19 protein-coding genes are annotated in these 16,964 nt (G+C 71.7%); 9 read left to right on the plus strand and 10 right to left on the minus strand.

Features of this window, described 5'->3' with window-relative positions; all coding sequences use genetic code 11:
- Window positions 1-25 precede the first annotated feature (25 nt).
- Complete coding sequence (locus tag MQP27_RS50435; protein WP_242779332.1) at window positions 26-961, minus strand: VOC family protein; 936 nt, start codon at window positions 959-961, stop codon at window positions 26-28.
- Entirely contained in the window at window positions 958-1,923 is a 966-nt protein-coding gene (locus tag MQP27_RS50440) for a fumarylacetoacetate hydrolase family protein (RefSeq protein WP_242779335.1), read from the minus strand. Before MQP27_RS50440 ends, MQP27_RS50435 begins: the two co-directional genes overlap by 4 nt.
- Before the next feature lie 255 nt (window positions 1,924-2,178).
- On the opposite strand from MQP27_RS50440, the gene MQP27_RS50445 reads away from it, so the two are divergent.
- The 8 genes from MQP27_RS50445 to MQP27_RS50480 all read left to right on the plus strand — a co-directional run bounded on the left by MQP27_RS50445 (window position 2,179) and on the right by MQP27_RS50480 (window position 9,902).
- Window positions 2,179-2,484: an antibiotic biosynthesis monooxygenase family protein gene (locus MQP27_RS50445; protein WP_242779338.1), complete on the plus strand. Its 306-nt coding sequence runs from the start codon at window positions 2,179-2,181 to the stop codon at window positions 2,482-2,484.
- A 39-nt stretch (window positions 2,485-2,523) separates the two neighbouring features.
- Window positions 2,524-3,648 carry an FAD-dependent monooxygenase gene (locus MQP27_RS50450; RefSeq protein WP_242779341.1) on the plus strand — a complete coding sequence of 375 codons (1,125 nt, stop codon included), beginning with the start codon at window positions 2,524-2,526 and terminating at the stop codon, window positions 3,646-3,648.
- Window positions 3,645-4,649, plus strand: coding sequence for an amidohydrolase family protein (locus MQP27_RS50455; protein ID WP_242779344.1), 1,005 nt, complete (start codon window positions 3,645-3,647; stop codon window positions 4,647-4,649). Before MQP27_RS50450 ends, MQP27_RS50455 begins: the two co-directional genes overlap by 4 nt.
- Window positions 4,646-5,626, plus strand: a complete 981-nt coding sequence (locus MQP27_RS50460) for a cyclase family protein (RefSeq protein ID WP_242779346.1) — start codon at window positions 4,646-4,648, stop codon at window positions 5,624-5,626. Before MQP27_RS50455 ends, MQP27_RS50460 begins: the two co-directional genes overlap by 4 nt.
- An 8-nt stretch (window positions 5,627-5,634) precedes the next feature.
- The gene (locus tag MQP27_RS50465; RefSeq protein WP_242779349.1) at window positions 5,635-6,999 is read left to right on the plus strand and encodes an FAD-binding oxidoreductase; all 1,365 of its coding nucleotides are present in this window, start codon (window positions 5,635-5,637) and stop codon (window positions 6,997-6,999) included.
- A gap of 3 nt (window positions 7,000-7,002) precedes the next feature.
- Window positions 7,003-7,959: a fumarylacetoacetate hydrolase family protein gene (locus MQP27_RS50470; protein ID WP_242779352.1), complete on the plus strand. Its 957-nt coding sequence runs from the start codon at window positions 7,003-7,005 to the stop codon at window positions 7,957-7,959.
- Window positions 7,960-8,114: 155 nt separating this feature from the next.
- A complete protein-coding gene (locus tag MQP27_RS50475) occupies window positions 8,115-9,095 on the plus strand; it encodes a LysR family transcriptional regulator (RefSeq protein WP_242779355.1) in 981 nt (326 codons plus the stop codon).
- 36 nt (window positions 9,096-9,131) lie between these two features.
- Window positions 9,132-9,902, plus strand: coding sequence for an SDR family NAD(P)-dependent oxidoreductase (locus MQP27_RS50480; protein ID WP_242779358.1), 771 nt, complete (start codon window positions 9,132-9,134; stop codon window positions 9,900-9,902).
- A gap of 167 nt (window positions 9,903-10,069) precedes the next feature.
- On the opposite strand, the gene MQP27_RS50485 is transcribed toward MQP27_RS50480, so the two are convergent.
- From MQP27_RS50485 to MQP27_RS50515, 8 genes are all read right to left on the minus strand, one after another.
- On the minus strand, window positions 10,070-11,524 hold the full coding sequence (locus tag MQP27_RS50485; protein ID WP_242779361.1) for an MFS transporter: 1,455 nt from the start codon (window positions 11,522-11,524) through the stop codon (window positions 10,070-10,072).
- Window positions 11,525-11,526: 2 nt separating this feature from the next.
- Complete coding sequence (locus MQP27_RS51315; RefSeq protein ID WP_278197477.1) at window positions 11,527-11,655, minus strand: hypothetical protein; 129 nt, start codon at window positions 11,653-11,655, stop codon at window positions 11,527-11,529.
- 48 nt (window positions 11,656-11,703) lie between these two features.
- Complete coding sequence (locus MQP27_RS50490; protein WP_242779364.1) at window positions 11,704-12,963, minus strand: RNA polymerase sigma factor; 1,260 nt, start codon at window positions 12,961-12,963, stop codon at window positions 11,704-11,706.
- Window positions 12,960-13,292: a YciI family protein gene (locus MQP27_RS50495; RefSeq protein WP_242779366.1), complete on the minus strand. Its 333-nt coding sequence runs from the start codon at window positions 13,290-13,292 to the stop codon at window positions 12,960-12,962. The genes MQP27_RS50490 and MQP27_RS50495 overlap by 4 nt, the downstream gene beginning before the upstream one ends.
- A complete protein-coding gene (locus tag MQP27_RS50500; protein WP_242779368.1) occupies window positions 13,292-14,026 on the minus strand; it encodes a YciI family protein in 735 nt (244 codons plus the stop codon). The genes MQP27_RS50495 and MQP27_RS50500 overlap by 1 nt, the downstream gene beginning before the upstream one ends.
- 92 nt (window positions 14,027-14,118) lie before the next feature.
- Window positions 14,119-15,177 (minus strand): LLM class flavin-dependent oxidoreductase, encoded by a 1,059-nt coding sequence (locus MQP27_RS50505; RefSeq protein ID WP_242779371.1) that lies wholly within the window; start codon window positions 15,175-15,177, stop codon window positions 14,119-14,121.
- Window positions 15,177-15,683, minus strand: a complete 507-nt coding sequence (locus MQP27_RS50510) for an SRPBCC family protein (protein WP_242779374.1) — start codon at window positions 15,681-15,683, stop codon at window positions 15,177-15,179. Before MQP27_RS50510 ends, MQP27_RS50505 begins: the two co-directional genes overlap by 1 nt.
- A 94-nt stretch (window positions 15,684-15,777) precedes the next feature.
- A complete protein-coding gene (locus tag MQP27_RS50515) occupies window positions 15,778-16,278 on the minus strand; it encodes a winged helix-turn-helix transcriptional regulator (RefSeq protein WP_242779377.1) in 501 nt (166 codons plus the stop codon).
- Window positions 16,279-16,436: 158 nt separating this feature from the next.
- Here MQP27_RS50515 and MQP27_RS50520 point away from each other — a divergent pair.
- A partial coding sequence (locus MQP27_RS50520) for a ricin-type beta-trefoil lectin domain protein (RefSeq protein WP_242779380.1) occupies window positions 16,437-16,964 on the plus strand: 528 nt, incomplete at its 3' end.

Consider the following 16,964-nt stretch of genomic DNA (forward strand, 5'->3'; position numbering starts at 1 on the left):
CTGCGGCCTTTCTGCGGGTGGTTGCTCAGACGGGCGGCGCTTCGAAGAGCACGTCGGGGTCGTTGAACTGCTCCTTGGCGACCGACTCGCTCATCGGGTCGGCGGTGCCCCACTGGTCCTGGGTGACCGGGTCGTCGACGTCGTGCCTGCCGGGGTGCCACAGGTCCTCTTCGAGGACGGCGAGTTCGGTCGTGTACTCGACGGTGTTGCCGTGCGGGTCGTGGAAGTACGAGAAGGTGTTGTCGCCCGCCAGGTGCCGTCCGGGCCCCCAGGTGAGCCGGGTCCCGGCGCGCAGCGCACGCCCCGTACCGCGCATGTACTCCTCGACGCCGCGCATCTCGAACGAGGCGTGGTGCAGGGAGACATGGGGTCCGCGGGCGATGGCGAAGGAGTGGTGCAGCGGGCTGCACCGCAGGAAGTACATGAGGTCGCCCATGTGCGTGGAGAACAGGGTGTCGGTGAGCCGGAAGCCCAGGTGCTCGACGTAGAAGTCCCGCAGGCCTTCCGGGTCCTGGGAGTTGACCACGCAGTGCGACAGCCGTACCGGGATCGCCTCGCGTTCCTCGATCTTGCGGTGGGTGCGGGTCCCGACGTCGGCGGACACCTCGACGACCCGTCCGTCCGGATCGAAGAAGCGGAACCCGTAGCCGCCGCCGGGTGTGTCCAACGCCCGGGGTTCATGGACGAGTTGGATCCCGGCCCGCCCCAGTCGCAGCGCCAGCTCGTCCACGGCCGCCGGCGAGACGGCCCCGAAGGCGAGCAGGTCCATCCGCTTCCGCTCGTCCTTGCGGATCCGCACGATGTACTGCTCCGGGCTGCCCTCGGCGGCGAAGAAGGCGATGCCGCTGTCGTTGGCCACCTCGGTCAGCCCCCAGGTGGTGCCGTAGAAAGCGCGCTGGGTGTCGAAGTCCGGTACGGCCAGGTCGACATGGCGCAGATGGGTGATGGGCTGGAAGCTCATGCCTGGCTCCTGACGGTGTTGCGCTGGTGGCCCAGACCGGTGATCTCCGCCTCCACGACGTCCCCGGCCTTGAGGAAGACGCCCCAGTGCGCGCCGTTGCCGGCCGGGGAGCCGGTGAGCAGCAGGTCGCCGGGGCGCAGGGTGGTGGTCGTGGAGACGTACGCGATGAGCCGCGGGATGTCGAAGATCATGTCCTTGGTGGACTCGTCCTGGCGGACGACTCCGTTGTGGCGCAGGGTGATCCGCAGGTCGTTCGGGTCGCCGACGAAGTCCGCCGGGACGAGGAAGGGGCCGGTCGGCAGGAAGGTGTCGGCGTTCTTGGCGGTGAACCAGTCGGTGCCGATGGCCTTCAGGTCGGGGCGGTAGAGGCGGTCGCGGGTGGTGAGGTCGTTGCAGATCGTGTAGGCGGCGACATGGCTCATCGCCTCCTCGGCCGGGACGTTCCGGCCCGACTTCCCGATGACGAGGGCGAGTTCGAGTTCCCAGTCGTGCTGCTCGCCGAGTTCGGGGAGCACGATGTCGTCGTACGGACCGCACATGGCGCGCGGTGAGCCCAGGAAGACGTACGGGACCCCGCTGCGGATCCGCTCGTCCATCATCTTCTCGGCGTCGGCGCGGGCCTCCTCGGGGGTGGCGCCGTGCACGCTCTCCTTCTCGGCGGCGACCAGATCCACCACGTGCTTGCGGTAGTTGGCGCCGCTCTGCAGGATCTGGCCCGGCTCGACCGGGGCCAGTACGCGCAGCCCGGCGAGCTCGTGCCAGGTGCCGTCGGCGGAGGCGGCGAGCTCGTGCAGGCGGGGCAGCCGGGTGTCCCAGTCGTCGAACAGGGCGCGCACGGACGGCACTTGGTCGGACAGGTCGCGCACACGGGCGCCGGTGACCAGGCCGGGGAAGGCGTCGGTACCGCTGCTGAAGGTGCCGAGCGCGAACGGTCCGGCGTGGGTGGGGAGTGGGTCGGGCACGGGCGGCTCTCCTCGTACGGATGCGGGTGCTCACCGTCGACGCTAGGCAGCGGCGCGGGGCGGCGGAAATGGCCGTTGGCGATGGCTGCCATCGGCGGCCCGTCTCCGCACTGACCTCGTCGATCCGGGGCTCGGCCGCGCGGTGCCTCCATCGCCGTACGGGATGGATGACGTCCCCCTTGCCGATGCCTCGATCCGTTGACCCTGCACGGACCGCCGATCAGGCTCGGAGCACCCCACTCCGAGGAGAACGACGTGGTAGTCGAGCATGCCGAGCTGACCGTGGCGGCCGGCCGGGAAGAGGACTTCGAGGAGGTCTTCGGCAAGGCCCGCGAGGTGCTCGCCGAGGCCGACGGCTTCCGCTGGGCCGAACTGCTGCGCTGCGAGGAGCGGCCGCGGACCTTCCTGCTGCTGGTCGGCTGGGAGTCGGTCGAGGCACACATGACCGGTTTCCGGGAGTCGGAGCGCTTCGGGCGCTGGCGGGCCCTGGTCGGCCCGTTCTTCGCCGAGCCGCCTGCCGTGGCGCACTACCACGAGCTGGGACCGCGCTTCTTCGGCTGACCTCTCCTTTTTCTTCTTCTACGTTCGCAAGGATCGCCCATGCCCGTACAGAAGGTGCTCGTCGTCGGCGGCGGCATCACCGGAAGCGTGCTGTCGCTCGCGCTGGCCCAGCGCGGCGCCGACGTCGACCTCGTCGAGATCTCCCCCCAGTGGTTCGGGGTGGGGCACGGCATCACCATCCAGGGCAACGCGCTGAAGGCGCTGCGTTCGGTGGGCGTGCTGGAGCGGGTGCTGGCCCGGGCGGTGCCGTTCGACATCCTGCGGCTGCGGCGGGCGGACGGCGGGCTGATCACCGAGCTGCCGACCCCGCACACCGGCGGCCCGGACCTGCCCTCCACCGCGGGCGCCCTGCGCTCCGACCTTCAGGACGCGTTGTGCGCGGCGGTGTACGCGCACGGCGTCCAGGTCCGGCTCGGGCTGACCGTCGAGCGGCTCGACCAGTCCCCCGGGCACGTGGACGTGACCTTCACCGACGGCACCACCGGCCGCTACGACCTCGTCGTCGGCGCCGACGGCATCAACTCGGCGATGCGCGGGCTGATCGGCATCCAGGAGCGACCGCGCCCGGTGGGCATGTCGATCTTCCGGGTGGTCGCCGAGCGCCCCGCGGAGATGGACTGCGCGGAGGTGTACTACGGCGGCCCCCGCTTCAAGGCGGGCTACAGCCCCATCTCCGCCGACCGCTGTTACGCCTACCTCCTCGACGAGAACCTCGACGCCTCGCTGATCGGCCCCCGGGCCTCGCTGGCGCTGATGCGGGAGCGGGGTGCCGGGTACGGCGGCACCTGGGGGAAGGTCGTCGCCTCGCTGCCGGACGACACCGCCGTCGACTACCGCTGGATCGAGGCGGTGCTGGTGGACGAGCCGTGGCACCGCGGCCGGGCGATGGTCGTCGGCGACGCCGCGCACGCCTGTCCGCCGCTGATCGCGCAGGGTGCCGCGATGTGCATGGAGGACGCGGTGCTCCTGGCCGAGCTGGTGACCGGGGAGGAGCCGCTGGAGAAGGCCCTCGACCACTTCATGTCCCGCCGGCTGCCCCGGGTGGGGATGGTGCTGCGCAACTCGCTCCAGCTGGCCGAGTGGGAGATCCACCCCGGCACGCCGGGCGCCGACCCGGCCCGCATCATGTCGGAGACCCTCCAGTCGCTGACGGCGGCCGCATGAGCACGCCGGTCGTCGACTTCCACGGCCATCTCGCCGTGCCCGCGGCCGACGCCCTGGTGGCCGGCACTCCGGGCTTCGCCGCCGAGCTGGCGGCGGAGCAGCGCGCCCACTCCCCCGCCTCGCTGGCCGTGAACCGGGCCCAACTGCAGCGGCTGACCGGGAAGTTGACGGATGTCTCCGAGCGCCTCGCCGACCTGGACGCGATGGGCGTCGACATCCAGGTGGTCGGCCCGATGCCGATGCACCACTACTGGGCCGATCCCGACCTCGCCGTCCGCCTCGCCCGCACCGTCAACCAGGCGGTGGCCGAGCACTGCGCGCGGGCGCCCGAGCGGCTGTACGGCCTGGGCACGGTCCCGCTCCAGCACCCGGACCTCGCGGTGGCCCTGCTGGACCGGGCGGTCACCGAACTCGGGCTGTACGGCATCAGCGTCTCGACGACGGTCGACGGACGGGAGCTGGCCGACCCGCTCCACGACGAACTCTGGCAGAAGGCCGAGGAGTTGGGCGCCGTCGTCTTCGTCCACCCGTGGGGCTGCTCGCTCGGCGAACGGCTCGCCGCGAACTACCTCGGCAACACGATCGGCCAGCCGGTCGAGACGACGGTCGCGCTCTCGCACCTGATCTTCACCGGGGTCCTCGACCGCTACCCGCGGCTGAAGCTGGTGGCCGCGCACGGCGGCGGCTATCTGCCGACGTACATCGGACGCTCCGACCACGCCTGGCGGGTGCGCGAGGACGCGCGCGGCTGCGCCGAACCGCCGAGCAGCTATCTGCGGCGGCTGTGGTTCGACGCGCTCGTCTACACCCCGCGCGCCCTGCGCCACCTGGTCGAGGAGGTGGGCGCCGACCGGGTCGTGCTCGGCACGGACCACCCCTTCGACATGGGCGTCGACGACCCGGTGGCCCGCCTGGACGCCGCCGGGCTGGCCCCCGCCGACCGTGCCGCGATCGCCGGGGGCAACGCCCTCGACCTGCTGCTGAAAGGACGTACCCGATGACCCCCCACACCCCCCTCGGCCCGATCGAGGAAGAACTCGCCAAGGCCCGCGCCGCGTACCGCAACTGGGGCCGCTGGGGCGCGGACGACGTGCTGGGCACGCTGAACTTCATCGACGACGCGATACGGGCCCACGCCGCCGGAGTGGTGCGGCGCGGCCGGTCCTTCTCCCTGTCGCTGGAGTTCAACGAGGACGGCCCGCAGCGCGGTTTCCGCGGCCGGATCAACCCCGTCCACTACATGAAGGACACCGGCTCCGACGCGGCGGCCGGCACCCAGGGCTTCCCGCACGGATTCGGCGGCGCGGACGACCACGTCGTGATGCCCCTGCAGGCCTCCACCCAGTGGGACGGGCTCGGCCACATCTACGACAACAAGCAGGCCTGGAACGGCCGTCCGTGCACCATCGTGGGCGGCGACGGGGACTCGGTCACCGGCATCGAGCACATGCGGGACGCGTTCACCGGCCGCGGGGTCCTGCTCGACGTGGGCCGCGCGGTCGGCGACGAACTGGGCGAACTCCCCGACGGATTCCCCGTCCTGGAGGAACATCTGCGGGCCACGATCGAGGCACAGGGCGCGACCTCGACGGTCCGCCGCGGCGACCTGGTGCTCGTACGGACCGGGCAGATCGGCAGGGTACGGCGGCTCGGCAGCTGGGGCACCTACGCCGCCGGCGACGCGCCCGGGCTCTCCTTCACCACCCTCGGCTGGCTGCACCGCACCGAGATCGCGGCGATCGCCTCCGACACCTGGGGGCTGGAGGTACGCCCGTACGAGTTCGCCGAGCCCGCGATGTCCCCGCTGCACCAGATCGCCATCCCCAACATGGGCCTGCCGCTGGGCGAGATGTGGGACCTGGAGGCGCTGGCCGAGGACTGCGCGGCCGACGGCGTCTACGAGTTCCTGCTGGTCGCGGCCCCGCTTCCGGTCACCGGCGCGGTGGGCGCCCCCGTCAACCCGATCGCGATCAAGTGAGCACCGCCATGAACAGATTCTCCGGCACCCTCCACTTCCCCGGCGACGAGGACTTCGCGCAGGCCTGCTTCGGCCGGGTCTTCAACGCCCGCCGCCCGTCGGACCGTTCACCGGCGGCCGTGCTCAAGGCGCGCACCGAGCAGGACGTCGTCGAGGGTGTGCGGCTCGCCCTGGAGCGCGGCTGGCAGGTCGCCGTCCGCTCCGGCGGGCACAGCTGGGCCGCCTGGTCGGTGCGCTCGGACGCGCTGCTGATCGACCTCGGGGACTTCCGGGAGATGGCGTACGACGCTTCGACCGGGATCGTCACAGCGACGCCCTCCGTCAAGGGCGGCGACGAACTCAACCCGTACCTCGGCGAGTTCGGCCGCTTCTTCAACGGCGGGCACTGTCCCTCCGTCGGCATCGGCGGCTTCCTCCTCCAGGGCGGGCAGGGCTGGAACGCGCGCGGCTGGGGCTGGGCGGCGGAGAACATCGTGGCGATCGACGTCGTCACCGCCGAGGGCGAGCTGGTCCGGGCGGACGAGACACACAACAGCGACCTGTTCTGGGCGGCGCGCGGCGCGGGCCCCGGCTTCTTCGGTGTCGTCACCCGCTTCCACCTGCGCACCCGCCCACTGCCGGGGCACCTGGCCCACACCGTGCACGCCTACCCGCTCGACCTCTTCGACGAGGTCATGACCTGGCTGCACGGCATGCACCACACGGTCTCCGACCTGGTCGAGATCGTCGCGCTCACCCAGACACCGCCCGACCTCGACGAACCGGTGCTGCTGGTCACGGGCGTGTCGATGACCGACACCCCGGAACAGGCCGCCGAGGCACTGGCCCCGCTGCACGCCAACCCGTACGCGGACCGGGCCCTGTTCCGCGTCGAGGCCCGACCGACCACGCTGGCCGAGCAGTTGGCGGGCCAGCGCGCCGCCAACCCCGAGGGCCACCGCTACCTCGTCGACAACGCCTGGCTGACCGGCCCCGCCGAGGAGGTCGTACCGGCGATCCGCAAGGCGTTCACCGAGCACCCCACCCGGCAGACCTTCACCATCTGGTTCTCCATGGCGCCACTGCGCCAACTGCCGGACATGGCCTTCTCGTTGCAGTCCGAGATCTACTGCGCCACTTACGTCGTCCACGACGAGCCCGAGCGCGACGCCGAACTGCGCGCCTGGCTGGACGGCGCGATGGCGGCGATGCAGCCGGTGACCGCGGGCCAGTACCTCGGGGACTCCGACTTCACCGTCCGCCAACTGCGGTTCATGGGCGAGGAGCAGTGGTGGCGACTGAAGGAGATCCGCGCGGCCCGCGACCCGAAGGGCCTGTTCGCGGGCTATCTCAGCACGGGGGCCGTGACCAACACCAACCACTGGGAGCAGTGAGGCATGCGTTTCGCGACATACGAGTTCCAGGGCGAGGAGCGCGTCGGTGCGGTGCGGGACGGAGTGATCCATCCGCTGCCCGAGGGGGTCACGGTCCTCACGCTCGTCGAGCAGGGGGTGCTGCACGCCGCGGGAGTCGAAGCCCTGCAGACCACAAGTGACTTGACGGTGGATCAGGTACGGCTGCTGCCGCCGCTGAAGCCGCCGTCCATCCGGGACTTCGTGGGCTTCGAGGCGCACATCGAGGGCGTGTCGAAGTCCCTGGACGGGCTGGAGCACGTACCCGAGGAGTGGTACCGGGCGCCCAACTTCTACTTCACCAACCCGCACGCGGCCTACGGCGCCCACGACGACGTTCCGGTACCGGCCGGCTGCTCGGTGCTCGACTTCGAGCTGGAGGTCGGCGCGGTCATCGGCCGCAGCGGACGCGATCTCACGCCCGAGCGGGCCAGGGAGCACATCGTCGGCTACACCGTCTTCAACGACTGGTCGGCGCGCGACCTCCAGAAGCCCGAGAAGAACCTCGGTCTCGGTTTCTCCAAGGGCAAGGACTTCGCCAACACGCTCGGCCCGTATCTCGTCACCGCCGACGAGGTGGAGGACCGGCGGGACGCCGACGGCTTCCTCGACCTGGAGATGACGGTCACCCTCAACGGCGAGCTGATCGGCCGGGACACCCTCGCCAACTGCTCCTGGACCTTCGAGGAGATGGTCGCCTACGCGGCCCGGGACACCTGGGTGCGGCCCGGGGACATCCTCGGCTCGGGCACCTGCGGATGGGGCGCGCTCGCGGAGTTCTGGGGCCGGCTCGGTGAGCGCACCCCGCCGCCGCTCACTCCGGGTGACGAGGTCACGCTCACCGTGGAACGCCTCGGCAGCCTCTCCAACCGCGTGGTTCCCGGCCGCGGTGACATGTACCTCCCGCGCGCCCGCAAACGGGGCCGCACCCCGCGGCCGTAACCCCGCCAACCGGCTCTGACCTGCATACATCCAGGGATCCGATGGCTGTTATCGGATCCCTGTGAGTTGCCTCCGAGCCCCTTCCTCGGCGCGAAACCCATCGTTACGCTCCGATTTCACCGAGCTTCAACGACGCGGCCGGAAGGAAACACCCCATGGGTCTCGGAGCAATCGACCTGAATCTTCTGGTGGCGCTGGAAGCCCTCCTGGAGGAGAAGAACGTCACGCACGCGGGTGTGCGGCTGTCCACCAGCCAGTCCGCGATGAGCGGCTCGCTGGCCCGGCTGCGGCGGCACTTCAATGACGAGCTGCTGGTGCGGGTGGGCCGCGAGTACGAACTGACACCGCTCGCCGAGCGGCTGCTTCCCGTCGTACAGGCCTCGCTGCACAAGGCGGAGGAGGCCCTGTCGCTGACCAGGCATTTCGATCCGTCCCGCAGCCGGCAGCGGTTCTCGGTCGTGATGTCCGACTACGTGATGACCGTGTTCGTGGAACCACTGCTGCGGGTGATCGCCGAGGAGGCGCCCGGGGTGCGCATCGACTTCCACCCCATCGTCGAGGGGCAGCTGGAGAACGAGACCCATCTGCGCTGTCACGACCTGATGATCGTGCCGCTCGGCTACCAGCTGCCCGGAGTCAGCGAGACGGTGATGCACGACCGGTTCGTGTGTCTGGTCGACCCCGACAGCCCGCGGCTCGTGGACGGGCGGCTCACCCTTCAGGACCTGGCGGAGATGCCGCACGCCAAGTGCGCCATCGGCAAGCTGACGCCCGTCGAGCGCCAGCTGGAGACGCTGGGCATCACGCCGAGGGTGCAGGTCAGCACGCCCGGCTTCAACGTGCTGCCGTTCCTGGTGGGCGGTACGGACCTGGTCACCCTGGTGCCGGAGCGGCTCGCCAGGCGCTACGAGTCGTTCGCGCGCTGTGCCGTCGTACCGACGCCGTTCCCGGACGTGCCGCTGGTGGAGGCGATGTACTGGCATCACAACCGGCACTCGGACCCGGCGCACCGGTGGCTGCGCGAGACCGTGCGCCGGGTCGGGGCAGCGCTGGGTGAGTCCTCGGCCCAGGAGATCGCGGACATGGATGACAGCCATGACGAACACGCGTTTCCGGAGCTGACCGTGGCTTCCTAGCGTGGACGGGAGACATCCCGTAGCACTGGAGGAGCCGTGAGCCGTACGCGTCTGGCGGGCCGCACCGTCGTCGTCACCGGAGCCGCGCAGGGGCAGGGGGCCGCCGAGGTGGCGGCTGCCGCCCGGGAGGGCGCGACGGTGATCGCGACCGACGTGCTGGACGAGGCGGGCGAGAAGCTGGCCGCCGCCCTGCGCGCCGACGGCCTGGACGTCACCTACCGGCACCTGGACGTGTCGTCGCCGCAGGACTGGGCGTCGCTCGCCGCGTCCCTCGACGTCGTCCACGGTCTGGTGAACAACGCCGGCATTCCGATGCGGGCCCGCCTGGGCTCGGTCGACCTCGCCGACTGGAACCGGGCGTTCGCGGTCAACACGACCGGTGCCCTGCTCGGCATCCAGGCCCTGACCCCGCTGATGCCGCCGGGTTCGGCCATCGTGAACGTCGGCTCGGTGGCCGGCCTCACGGCGCACCATGCGGTGGCGTACACAGCCAGCAAATGGGCGCTACGAGGCCTCTCGAAGGTGGCCGCACTGGAACTGGCCCCTCGCGGCATCCGCACCAACATCATCCACCCCGGCTACATCGAGACCCCCCTGATGGCCTCCGCCAACCCGGTCTTCGTCCAGACCCACATCGCGATGACCCCCCAGGGCCGCGGCGGCACGCCCGACGAGGTGGCCCCCCTGGTCGTCTACCTCCTCTCCGACGAGGCGTCCTACGTCAACGGCGCGGAAATCACGGTGGACGGCGGCTACGCATCCCACGGCGGAGTGAAGGCGATCACGAACGCGCTGGACGCGGGGTAGGAACTCGGCCTGCGGCAAGAGTGTCGGCAGGGGCCTCGGGCTCGTCCGCCATGACCCGGAGCGCGTGGGCGCTCCACACCTCGTCGCCGGACACGGCTCGGCCGACCGCGGTCGCGCCCGGCCTGAACCTCCGCTTCCAGCCCCTCCGGTCCCGAGAACGTCCCGCGTCACCGCCGAGGTTCCCCGGCCCTCGACGCCTCGTCGTACTGGAGCGTGGTCTGCCCGGCAGGGGCCTGTGGTCGGCGCTTCCGTTGCAGGAGCGCCAGTGCGCACGCCAGGCCCGTCGCCGCCAGTGCCACGCATGCCGTGAAGCCGGCGCGGTAGCCCGTCGTCAGGGCAGCCGGGCCTCCCGTGACGCCAGTGTGGGAGATCGCGACGGACGTGACGACCGCGACCCCGAAGGCTCCGCCGATCTGGAAGGCCGCCGTGTTGATGCCGGAGGCGACGCCCGACTCCCGTTCGCCCACGCCGGTCAGAGCGGCGATCGCACCGGCGACCGCGCACGCCCCCAGGCCCGGGCCGAAGAGCAGCAGGCCGGGGAGGAGGTCGGGTACGAAACCGCCGTCCACCGGGACCCGGGCCAGCAGGAGGCTGCCGGCGCCGACCAGGGCCAGCCCGCCGGCCGCGACCGGGCGGGCGCCGATGCGGGTGACCAGGGCCTGACCGGCGTACGAGCCGATGACCGCCCCCACCGGCATCACGACGTTCGCGAGGCCGAACCGCAGGGGCGAGTAGCCGAGGACTCCCTGGCCGTACTGGGAGAGGGTGTAGGACATGCCGAAGGCGCTCGCGCCGAGCAGGAACACCACCAGGTTGCCGCCGCCGACCGAGCGGGACCGCAGCAGACGCAAGGGGACCAGGGGTGCTGGCGACCGGGACTCGACGCGGATGAAGAGCCAGGTGAGGAGGAGGGCCGCCGCCAATAGGGCGGTCGTGCGGGTCGACAGCCAGCCGGCGGCGGGTGCCTCGACCACGGCGTACACGCAGGCGACGAGGGCCGTCGTGGCGGTGAGGGCGCCCAGAGGGTCGTAGGAGCGGGCTCGTTCCCCGGTGCGGCTCTCTCGCAGGAGCAGCGGAGTGAGGGCCAACAGGCCCACAGCCACCGGGACGTTGAGGAAGAACACCCACTCCCAGCCGAGGACGTCGGTGAGGGGGCCGCCGATCAGCAGGGCGGCCGTCGCGCCGAAGCCTCCGCTGCCGGACCAGACGGCCAGCGCCCTGTTGCGTTCCGGGCCCTCCTCGAAGGTGCTCACCAGCAGCGACAGCGCGCTCGGCGCCATCACCGCGGCCGACACGCCCTGTACGGCGCGTGCCGCGATCAGCACCGGGGCCGTCCAGGCGAGACCGCACAGCAGCGACGAGAGCCCGAACAGGAGCGTGCCGGACATGAAGACCCGGCGGCGGCCCAGCAGGTCGGCGGTCCGGCCGCCGAGCAGCAGCAGGCCGCCGAAGCCGAGCAGATAGGCGCTCATGACCCACTGTGCGCCGCCCTCGGACAGGCCCAGGCCGTCCGCGATCGACGGCAGCGCGAGCAGCACGATCTGCGCGTCCAGGATGACCATGAATCCGGCGACGCAGAGCAGGGCGAGGGCGTACCGGCGGCGGGTGTCGGTGACGGGCACGGTCAGCCTCCCAGACGGAGGCCGGCCAGCCAGACGTCCGGTGTGCCGGGGATCCGGGGTGCGCCCAGGAGCGCGGCGAGGGCCTTGCGGAGCAGGTCGGTGGTGCGGCGGGGGTGCGTGGTGGCGGTCATCTCGGGCTCCCGTGTCGTGGGTCGTTTCACCCCACCGACGAACGGGGGTCACGCCGATCGACACTCCGCGAGCCGTTTTTCGAGGAACCTCCGCTCGGCCTCGTTCTCCACCAGCTCCAGCGCCCGTTCGTACGCCTTCGCCGCCTCCTCGGCGCGTCCGGCGCGGCGCAGCAGGTCGGCGCGGGTGGCGGGCAGCAGGTGGTAGTCGGTCAGGTCGCCCTCCTGTTCGAGCTCGGCGAGCAGCGCGAGGCCGGCTTCCGGGCCGTCGGCCATGCCGACGGCCACCGTGCGGTTGAGGCGGACCACGGCGGAGGGCACGAAGCGCGCGAGTTCGCCGTACAGGCCCGCGATGTCGGCCCAGTCCGTCTCCTCCGCCGTGGGGGCGGTGGCATGGCAGGCGGCGATGGCGGCCTGGATCTGGTACGGCCCGGGCCGGCCGCGGCGCAACGCGGTCTCCAGCAGGGCCGTGCCCTCGGCGATCTCGGCGCGGTCCCAGGCCGTACGGTCCTGGTCCTCCAGGGTGACCAGGTCGCCGGCCGCGTCCACGCGCGTGTGCCTGCGCGCGTCGTGCAGCAGCAGGAGGGCGAGCAGGCCCGTCGTCTCGGGCTCGTCGGGCATCAGACGGGCCAGTACGCGCGCGAGGCGGACGGCCTCCGCGCAGAGGTCGGTGCGCACGAGGTCGGCGCCGGTCGTGGCGGCGTATCCCTCGTTGAAGAGGAGGTAGAGGACGCCGAGCACGCCCGTGGTGCGTTCGGGCAGGAGGTGGGCGGGCGGCACCCGGTACGGGATGCCCGCGTTGCGGATCTTCTTCTTGGCGCGCACCAGGCGCTGCGCCATCGTCGCCTCGGGGACCAGGAAGGCGCGGGCGATCTCCGGTGTGGTCAGTCCGGCGAGGGTGCGCAGGGTGAGCGCGACCCGGGCCTCGATGGGCAGGGCGGGATGGCAGCAGGTGAAGATCAGCCGCAGCCGGTCGTCCTCGACGCCGCTGTCGTCACCGTCGTACTCCGGGTCGTACGGCTCCTCGTCCCGCGCCAGCACCGCCGCCTCCCGGAGTTTGGCCGCGCCCACCGCCTCCCGGCGCAGTACGTCGAGGGCGCGGTTGCGGGCTGTCGTGGTCAGCCAGGCGCCGGGGCGGCGCGGGACGCCGTCGCGCCGCCACCGGTCCAGGGCCTGGGCGAAGGCGTCCTGCGCGCACTCCTCGGCGAGGTCCCAGTCGCCGGTCACCCGGATCAGGGTGGCGACGACCTGGCCCCAGTCCTCGCGGAAGGCGGCGGCGACGGCCGCCTCGACGTCGTCCGTGCCGCTCACTCCCAGACCGGCCGCACCTCGACCGAGCCGCCGTCGGAGGCGGCCGGGTGCCGGGCGGCCAGCGCGATGGCCTCGTCGAGGTCCGCCACGTCGATGAAGTCGATCCCCGCGATGTACTCCTTGGTCTCCGCGAACGGCCCGTCGCTGAGCAGCACTTCGTCGCCCCGGACGCGCACGGTGGTGGCGTCGGCGGGCGGCCGCAGCCGTGCCCCGCCGGTCACCCGGCCCGCCTGCGCGAAGTACGCGGCGAACCGCGGATCGCCGGCGTGCTCCGCCGGGCTGCGCTCCTCGCCGCCGACCGGGGAGCAGAACAGCAGGGCGTACTTCATCACGACTCCTCCGGGTCCTCGGTGTCGGTCAGCAGCGTGACGTGCTCGTGGACGATCGCCCAGCGCAGGCCGAGGTCGCGGTAGCCGGTGGTGACGCGCAGGACGTCGTCGAGCGGGGTGCCGTCGGCCCGGGTGGCGCGCATCCGGACCCGGGCGTGGGAGAGGGCGATGCTCTCGTCGGCGTGCACGCTCAGCTCCAGCACCTCGCGGGTCACGGGTCCGGAGGTGTCCGTGAGCATCTCCTGTACGGCCTTGCGGTAGGCGTCGATGCCGCGGTGGGCGCGGTGGCCGCCGAAGACCTCCACGTCGAGGGCGTAGCAGGCCAGCATCCGCTCGACGTCCCGCTCGCGGGCCGCCTCGGTGAGCTCCGCGTCGAGGGCGCGGACCGCGGTCTCGGGGTCCTCCTCGTCCCCCATGGGCCAGAAGGGTCGTACCTCCATGGCGCCGATGGTGGCCACGGGGTGCCTGGCGGCGGCCTGCACCGCCTCCTCCAGGCTGTCGCACTCGAGGACGTCGAATCCGGCGACGTACTCCTTGGTCTCCGCGAAGGGGCCGTCGGTGCGCAGCACCTCGCCGTCGCGCACCCGCACGGTGACCGCCTCCGCGGGCAGGGCCAGCCGGTGGCCGTGCAACCGGACGCCGCGTTCTCCGAGGTCCTCCACCCAGGGCTCGACAGGTGGCATGTCCGAGGCGTCGGCGGTGTCGTCGCCGCAGACGAGCAGCATGTACTTCATGGGTCCTCCCGGTCGTCATGAGCTTCCTACACCCCACCGACGAACGGCACCCACCCGAATCGACACCACCACCGAATCCGCCCCGGACCGTCTCACGACATGCCGTCGGCCTCCCGCACCAGCTCGATGGCCCGGGCCAGCGTGGCGAGCCGGGCGTCCAGGGTCTCTCCGGCCGGATACAGGCGTACGGTGTCCACGCCCGCGTCCCGCCACACGCGCAGCCGCTCGCGCACCATCGGCTCGGTGCCGATGAGCGTCGTGCCGAGCACCATCTCGTCGGTGACGAGGGCGGCAGCCCCGTCCCGGTCCCCGGCCTGCCAGCGCTCGCGCACCTCGGCGGCAGCCTCGGCCCAGCCCTGGCGGCTGTAGGCGTCGTTGTAGAAGTTGACCGACGCCGAGCCCATGCCGCCCAGGCTGAAGGCGAGTTCCTTCTTGCGGCCGGCGACCATGGCGCCCAGTGCTTCCTCGTCGGGGGCGAAGGCCACCTCGGCGCCCTGGCAGACGTCCAGGTCGGCGCGGACGCGGCCCCGGCGGGCGAGGCCCTCGTCGAGGTGGGCGAAGTAGGCGTCGGCCGCGCCCTCGGGCACGAAGCTGGTGCCGAGCCAGCCGTCGGCGAGCTCGCCGGTCAGCCGCAGCATGGCCGGGGACAGGGCGGCGAGGTAGACGGAGATGTCGTGCTCGGCCCGCGTCGACAGACGCATGGGGACGGCGTCGCCGCCGGGCAGCGGGATGGTGAACTCCGTTCCGGAGTAGGCGAGTCGGCCGCCTTCGAGGACGCGGTGCACGATCTCGACGGTCTCCCGGACGCGGGCCAGCGGGCGGGCGAAGGGCACCCCGTGCAGCCCCTCCATCACCTGCGGGCCGGATGCCCCGAGGCCGAGCAGGAAGCGTCCGCCGGAGAGGTTCGACAGCGTGATCGCGGTCTGGGCGACGGCCACCGGGGTGCGGGTGCCGACCTGGATGACGCCGGAGCCCAGCAGCATCCGGTCGGTGCGGGCCGCGTAGTACCCGAGGGCGGAGGGCGCGTCGGAGCCCCAGGCCTCGGCCACCCAGCACACGTCCAGGCCCAGCTTCTCGGCCTCGACCACGAAGTCGGTCTGCTGCGACCAGTGTTCACCGCCGGAGGCCTCGACCGTGGTCGCGGTGCGCATCAGCTCTCCGCCAGCTGCTTGATGCGGTCGAGGGTGAGGGTGATGTTCTGCTCGATCTCCCGCATGCGTACGAACACGATCTGCTGTTCCTTCTCCGGCATCCGGTCGATGGCCGGGGAGAGCCCGGACCGGCCGGGGCCCATCTGCATCCACTCCGACAGCTCGGTGCCGCCGTCTCCGGCATGGACCCTGAAGCGCCAGATCGCCGTCGGGTCGGCGGGGTCCTCCACCGCCCAGGCGAGGACACGGCCCGGTTCGCACTCGATGACGTGCGAGGTGGTGGCCCACTCGCCGAACGCCTCGTGCTTGCTGCGGCCCAGGAACCGGGCGCCGACCACGGGCCCGGTGGCGCCGTCGAGCCACTCGACCGACTGGAGTTCGCGGCTCATGCTCGGCATCAGCCCGATGTCCGCGACCAGCGCCCACACCCGCTCGGGAGGGGCGTCGATCCAGGTTCGCACCTCGACCGTGGGCTTGTCTGTGTAGCGCGCGCCCGTCCACTTCACGCCGGCCGGCCTCCTCGCCATCGGGGAGTCTGACCTCCAGAGTTGCGTGATGAGACTCGCCGTGTCAATGACCTTCGGATTCAGGCGGTGCCATTCAGGCCGCGCCGAAGCGGCGTTGCACGTCCGGCCGTTGCCGCAGCCGTTCCGGAAAGCCGGGCCCCATCCGCATCGTCGTCCCCTCGGCCGTCATCGGCTCCCGGCAGCCGCCGCAGACGACCTCGGCCTCGGCGTCCCGGCCGCAGGAGTGGTGGTGGAAGACGATCGGAGCGCCCTCCTCCCCCGCCAGCCACCGGTCGCCCCACCGGGCCATCGCGGCGAGCACGCCGAAGAAGTCCCGCCCCTTGTCGGTCAACACGTAGTCGTAGCGCCTGGGTTCGTCCTGGTAGAGCCGCTTGTCGAGGAGGCCTTCGTCGACCAGCCGGCGCAGGCGGTCGGCGAGGGTGTTGCGGGCGATGCCCAACTCCCGCCGGAAATCGTCGAATCGGTGGATCCCGTAGAAGGCCTCGCGCAGTACGAGAGGCGTCCACGCGTCACCCAGCAGATCCATGGTCCTCGCGATGGAGCACGGCCAGTCCGAGAACGACGTCCTTTTCATGCCTTCACGGTAGCCACCCCACCATGAGACCCACGGTTTCGGCCATCAACTTCATTCCTTTCCTTAAGTGTTGACGGTTGTCGATACGACCTGTCATGGTCTGGACCAGCTCGAACCTCACCCCACCTTCCGCAGCCTCCCGAGGAGCGAGGTCCACCATGCCCACCCCCCACCTGACCCCCTTCCGGCTCAGACGCCTCGCCGTCGTCGCCGCTCTCGCCGCACTGCTCACCGCGCTGTTGAACATCACACCCGCCGTCGCCGCGGAGGGCCGGATCACCGGACTGGCCGGCAAGTGCGTCGACGTGGCGGGCGCGAGCAGCGCCAACGGGACGGCCGTACAGCTCTACGACTGCAACGGGACCAGCGCCCAGAACTGGTCCAACCCGGGTGACGGCACCCTGCGTGCGCTCGGCAAGTGTCTCGACGTGGTGGACCGCGGCACCGCCGACGGGGCCGCCGTACAGCTGTGGGACTGCTCGGGCGGCGCCAACCAGCAGTGGGTGGTCACCGCGGCCAACGACATCGTGAACCCGGCCGCGAACAAGTGCCTGGACGTGCGCGACAACAACAGCGCCAACGGCACGCGGCTGCAGATCTGGACCTGCGCGGGCACCGCGAACCAGAAGTGGAGCGCGCCCGCGAGCGGCGGAGGCGGCGGCAACCCGTCGGGCTTCGTGGTGAGT

This window comes from Streptomyces cylindrosporus (assembly GCF_022698165.1).
In the GTDB taxonomy this organism is placed as follows: Bacteria; Actinomycetota; Actinomycetes; order Streptomycetales; family Streptomycetaceae; genus Streptomyces; species Streptomyces cylindrosporus.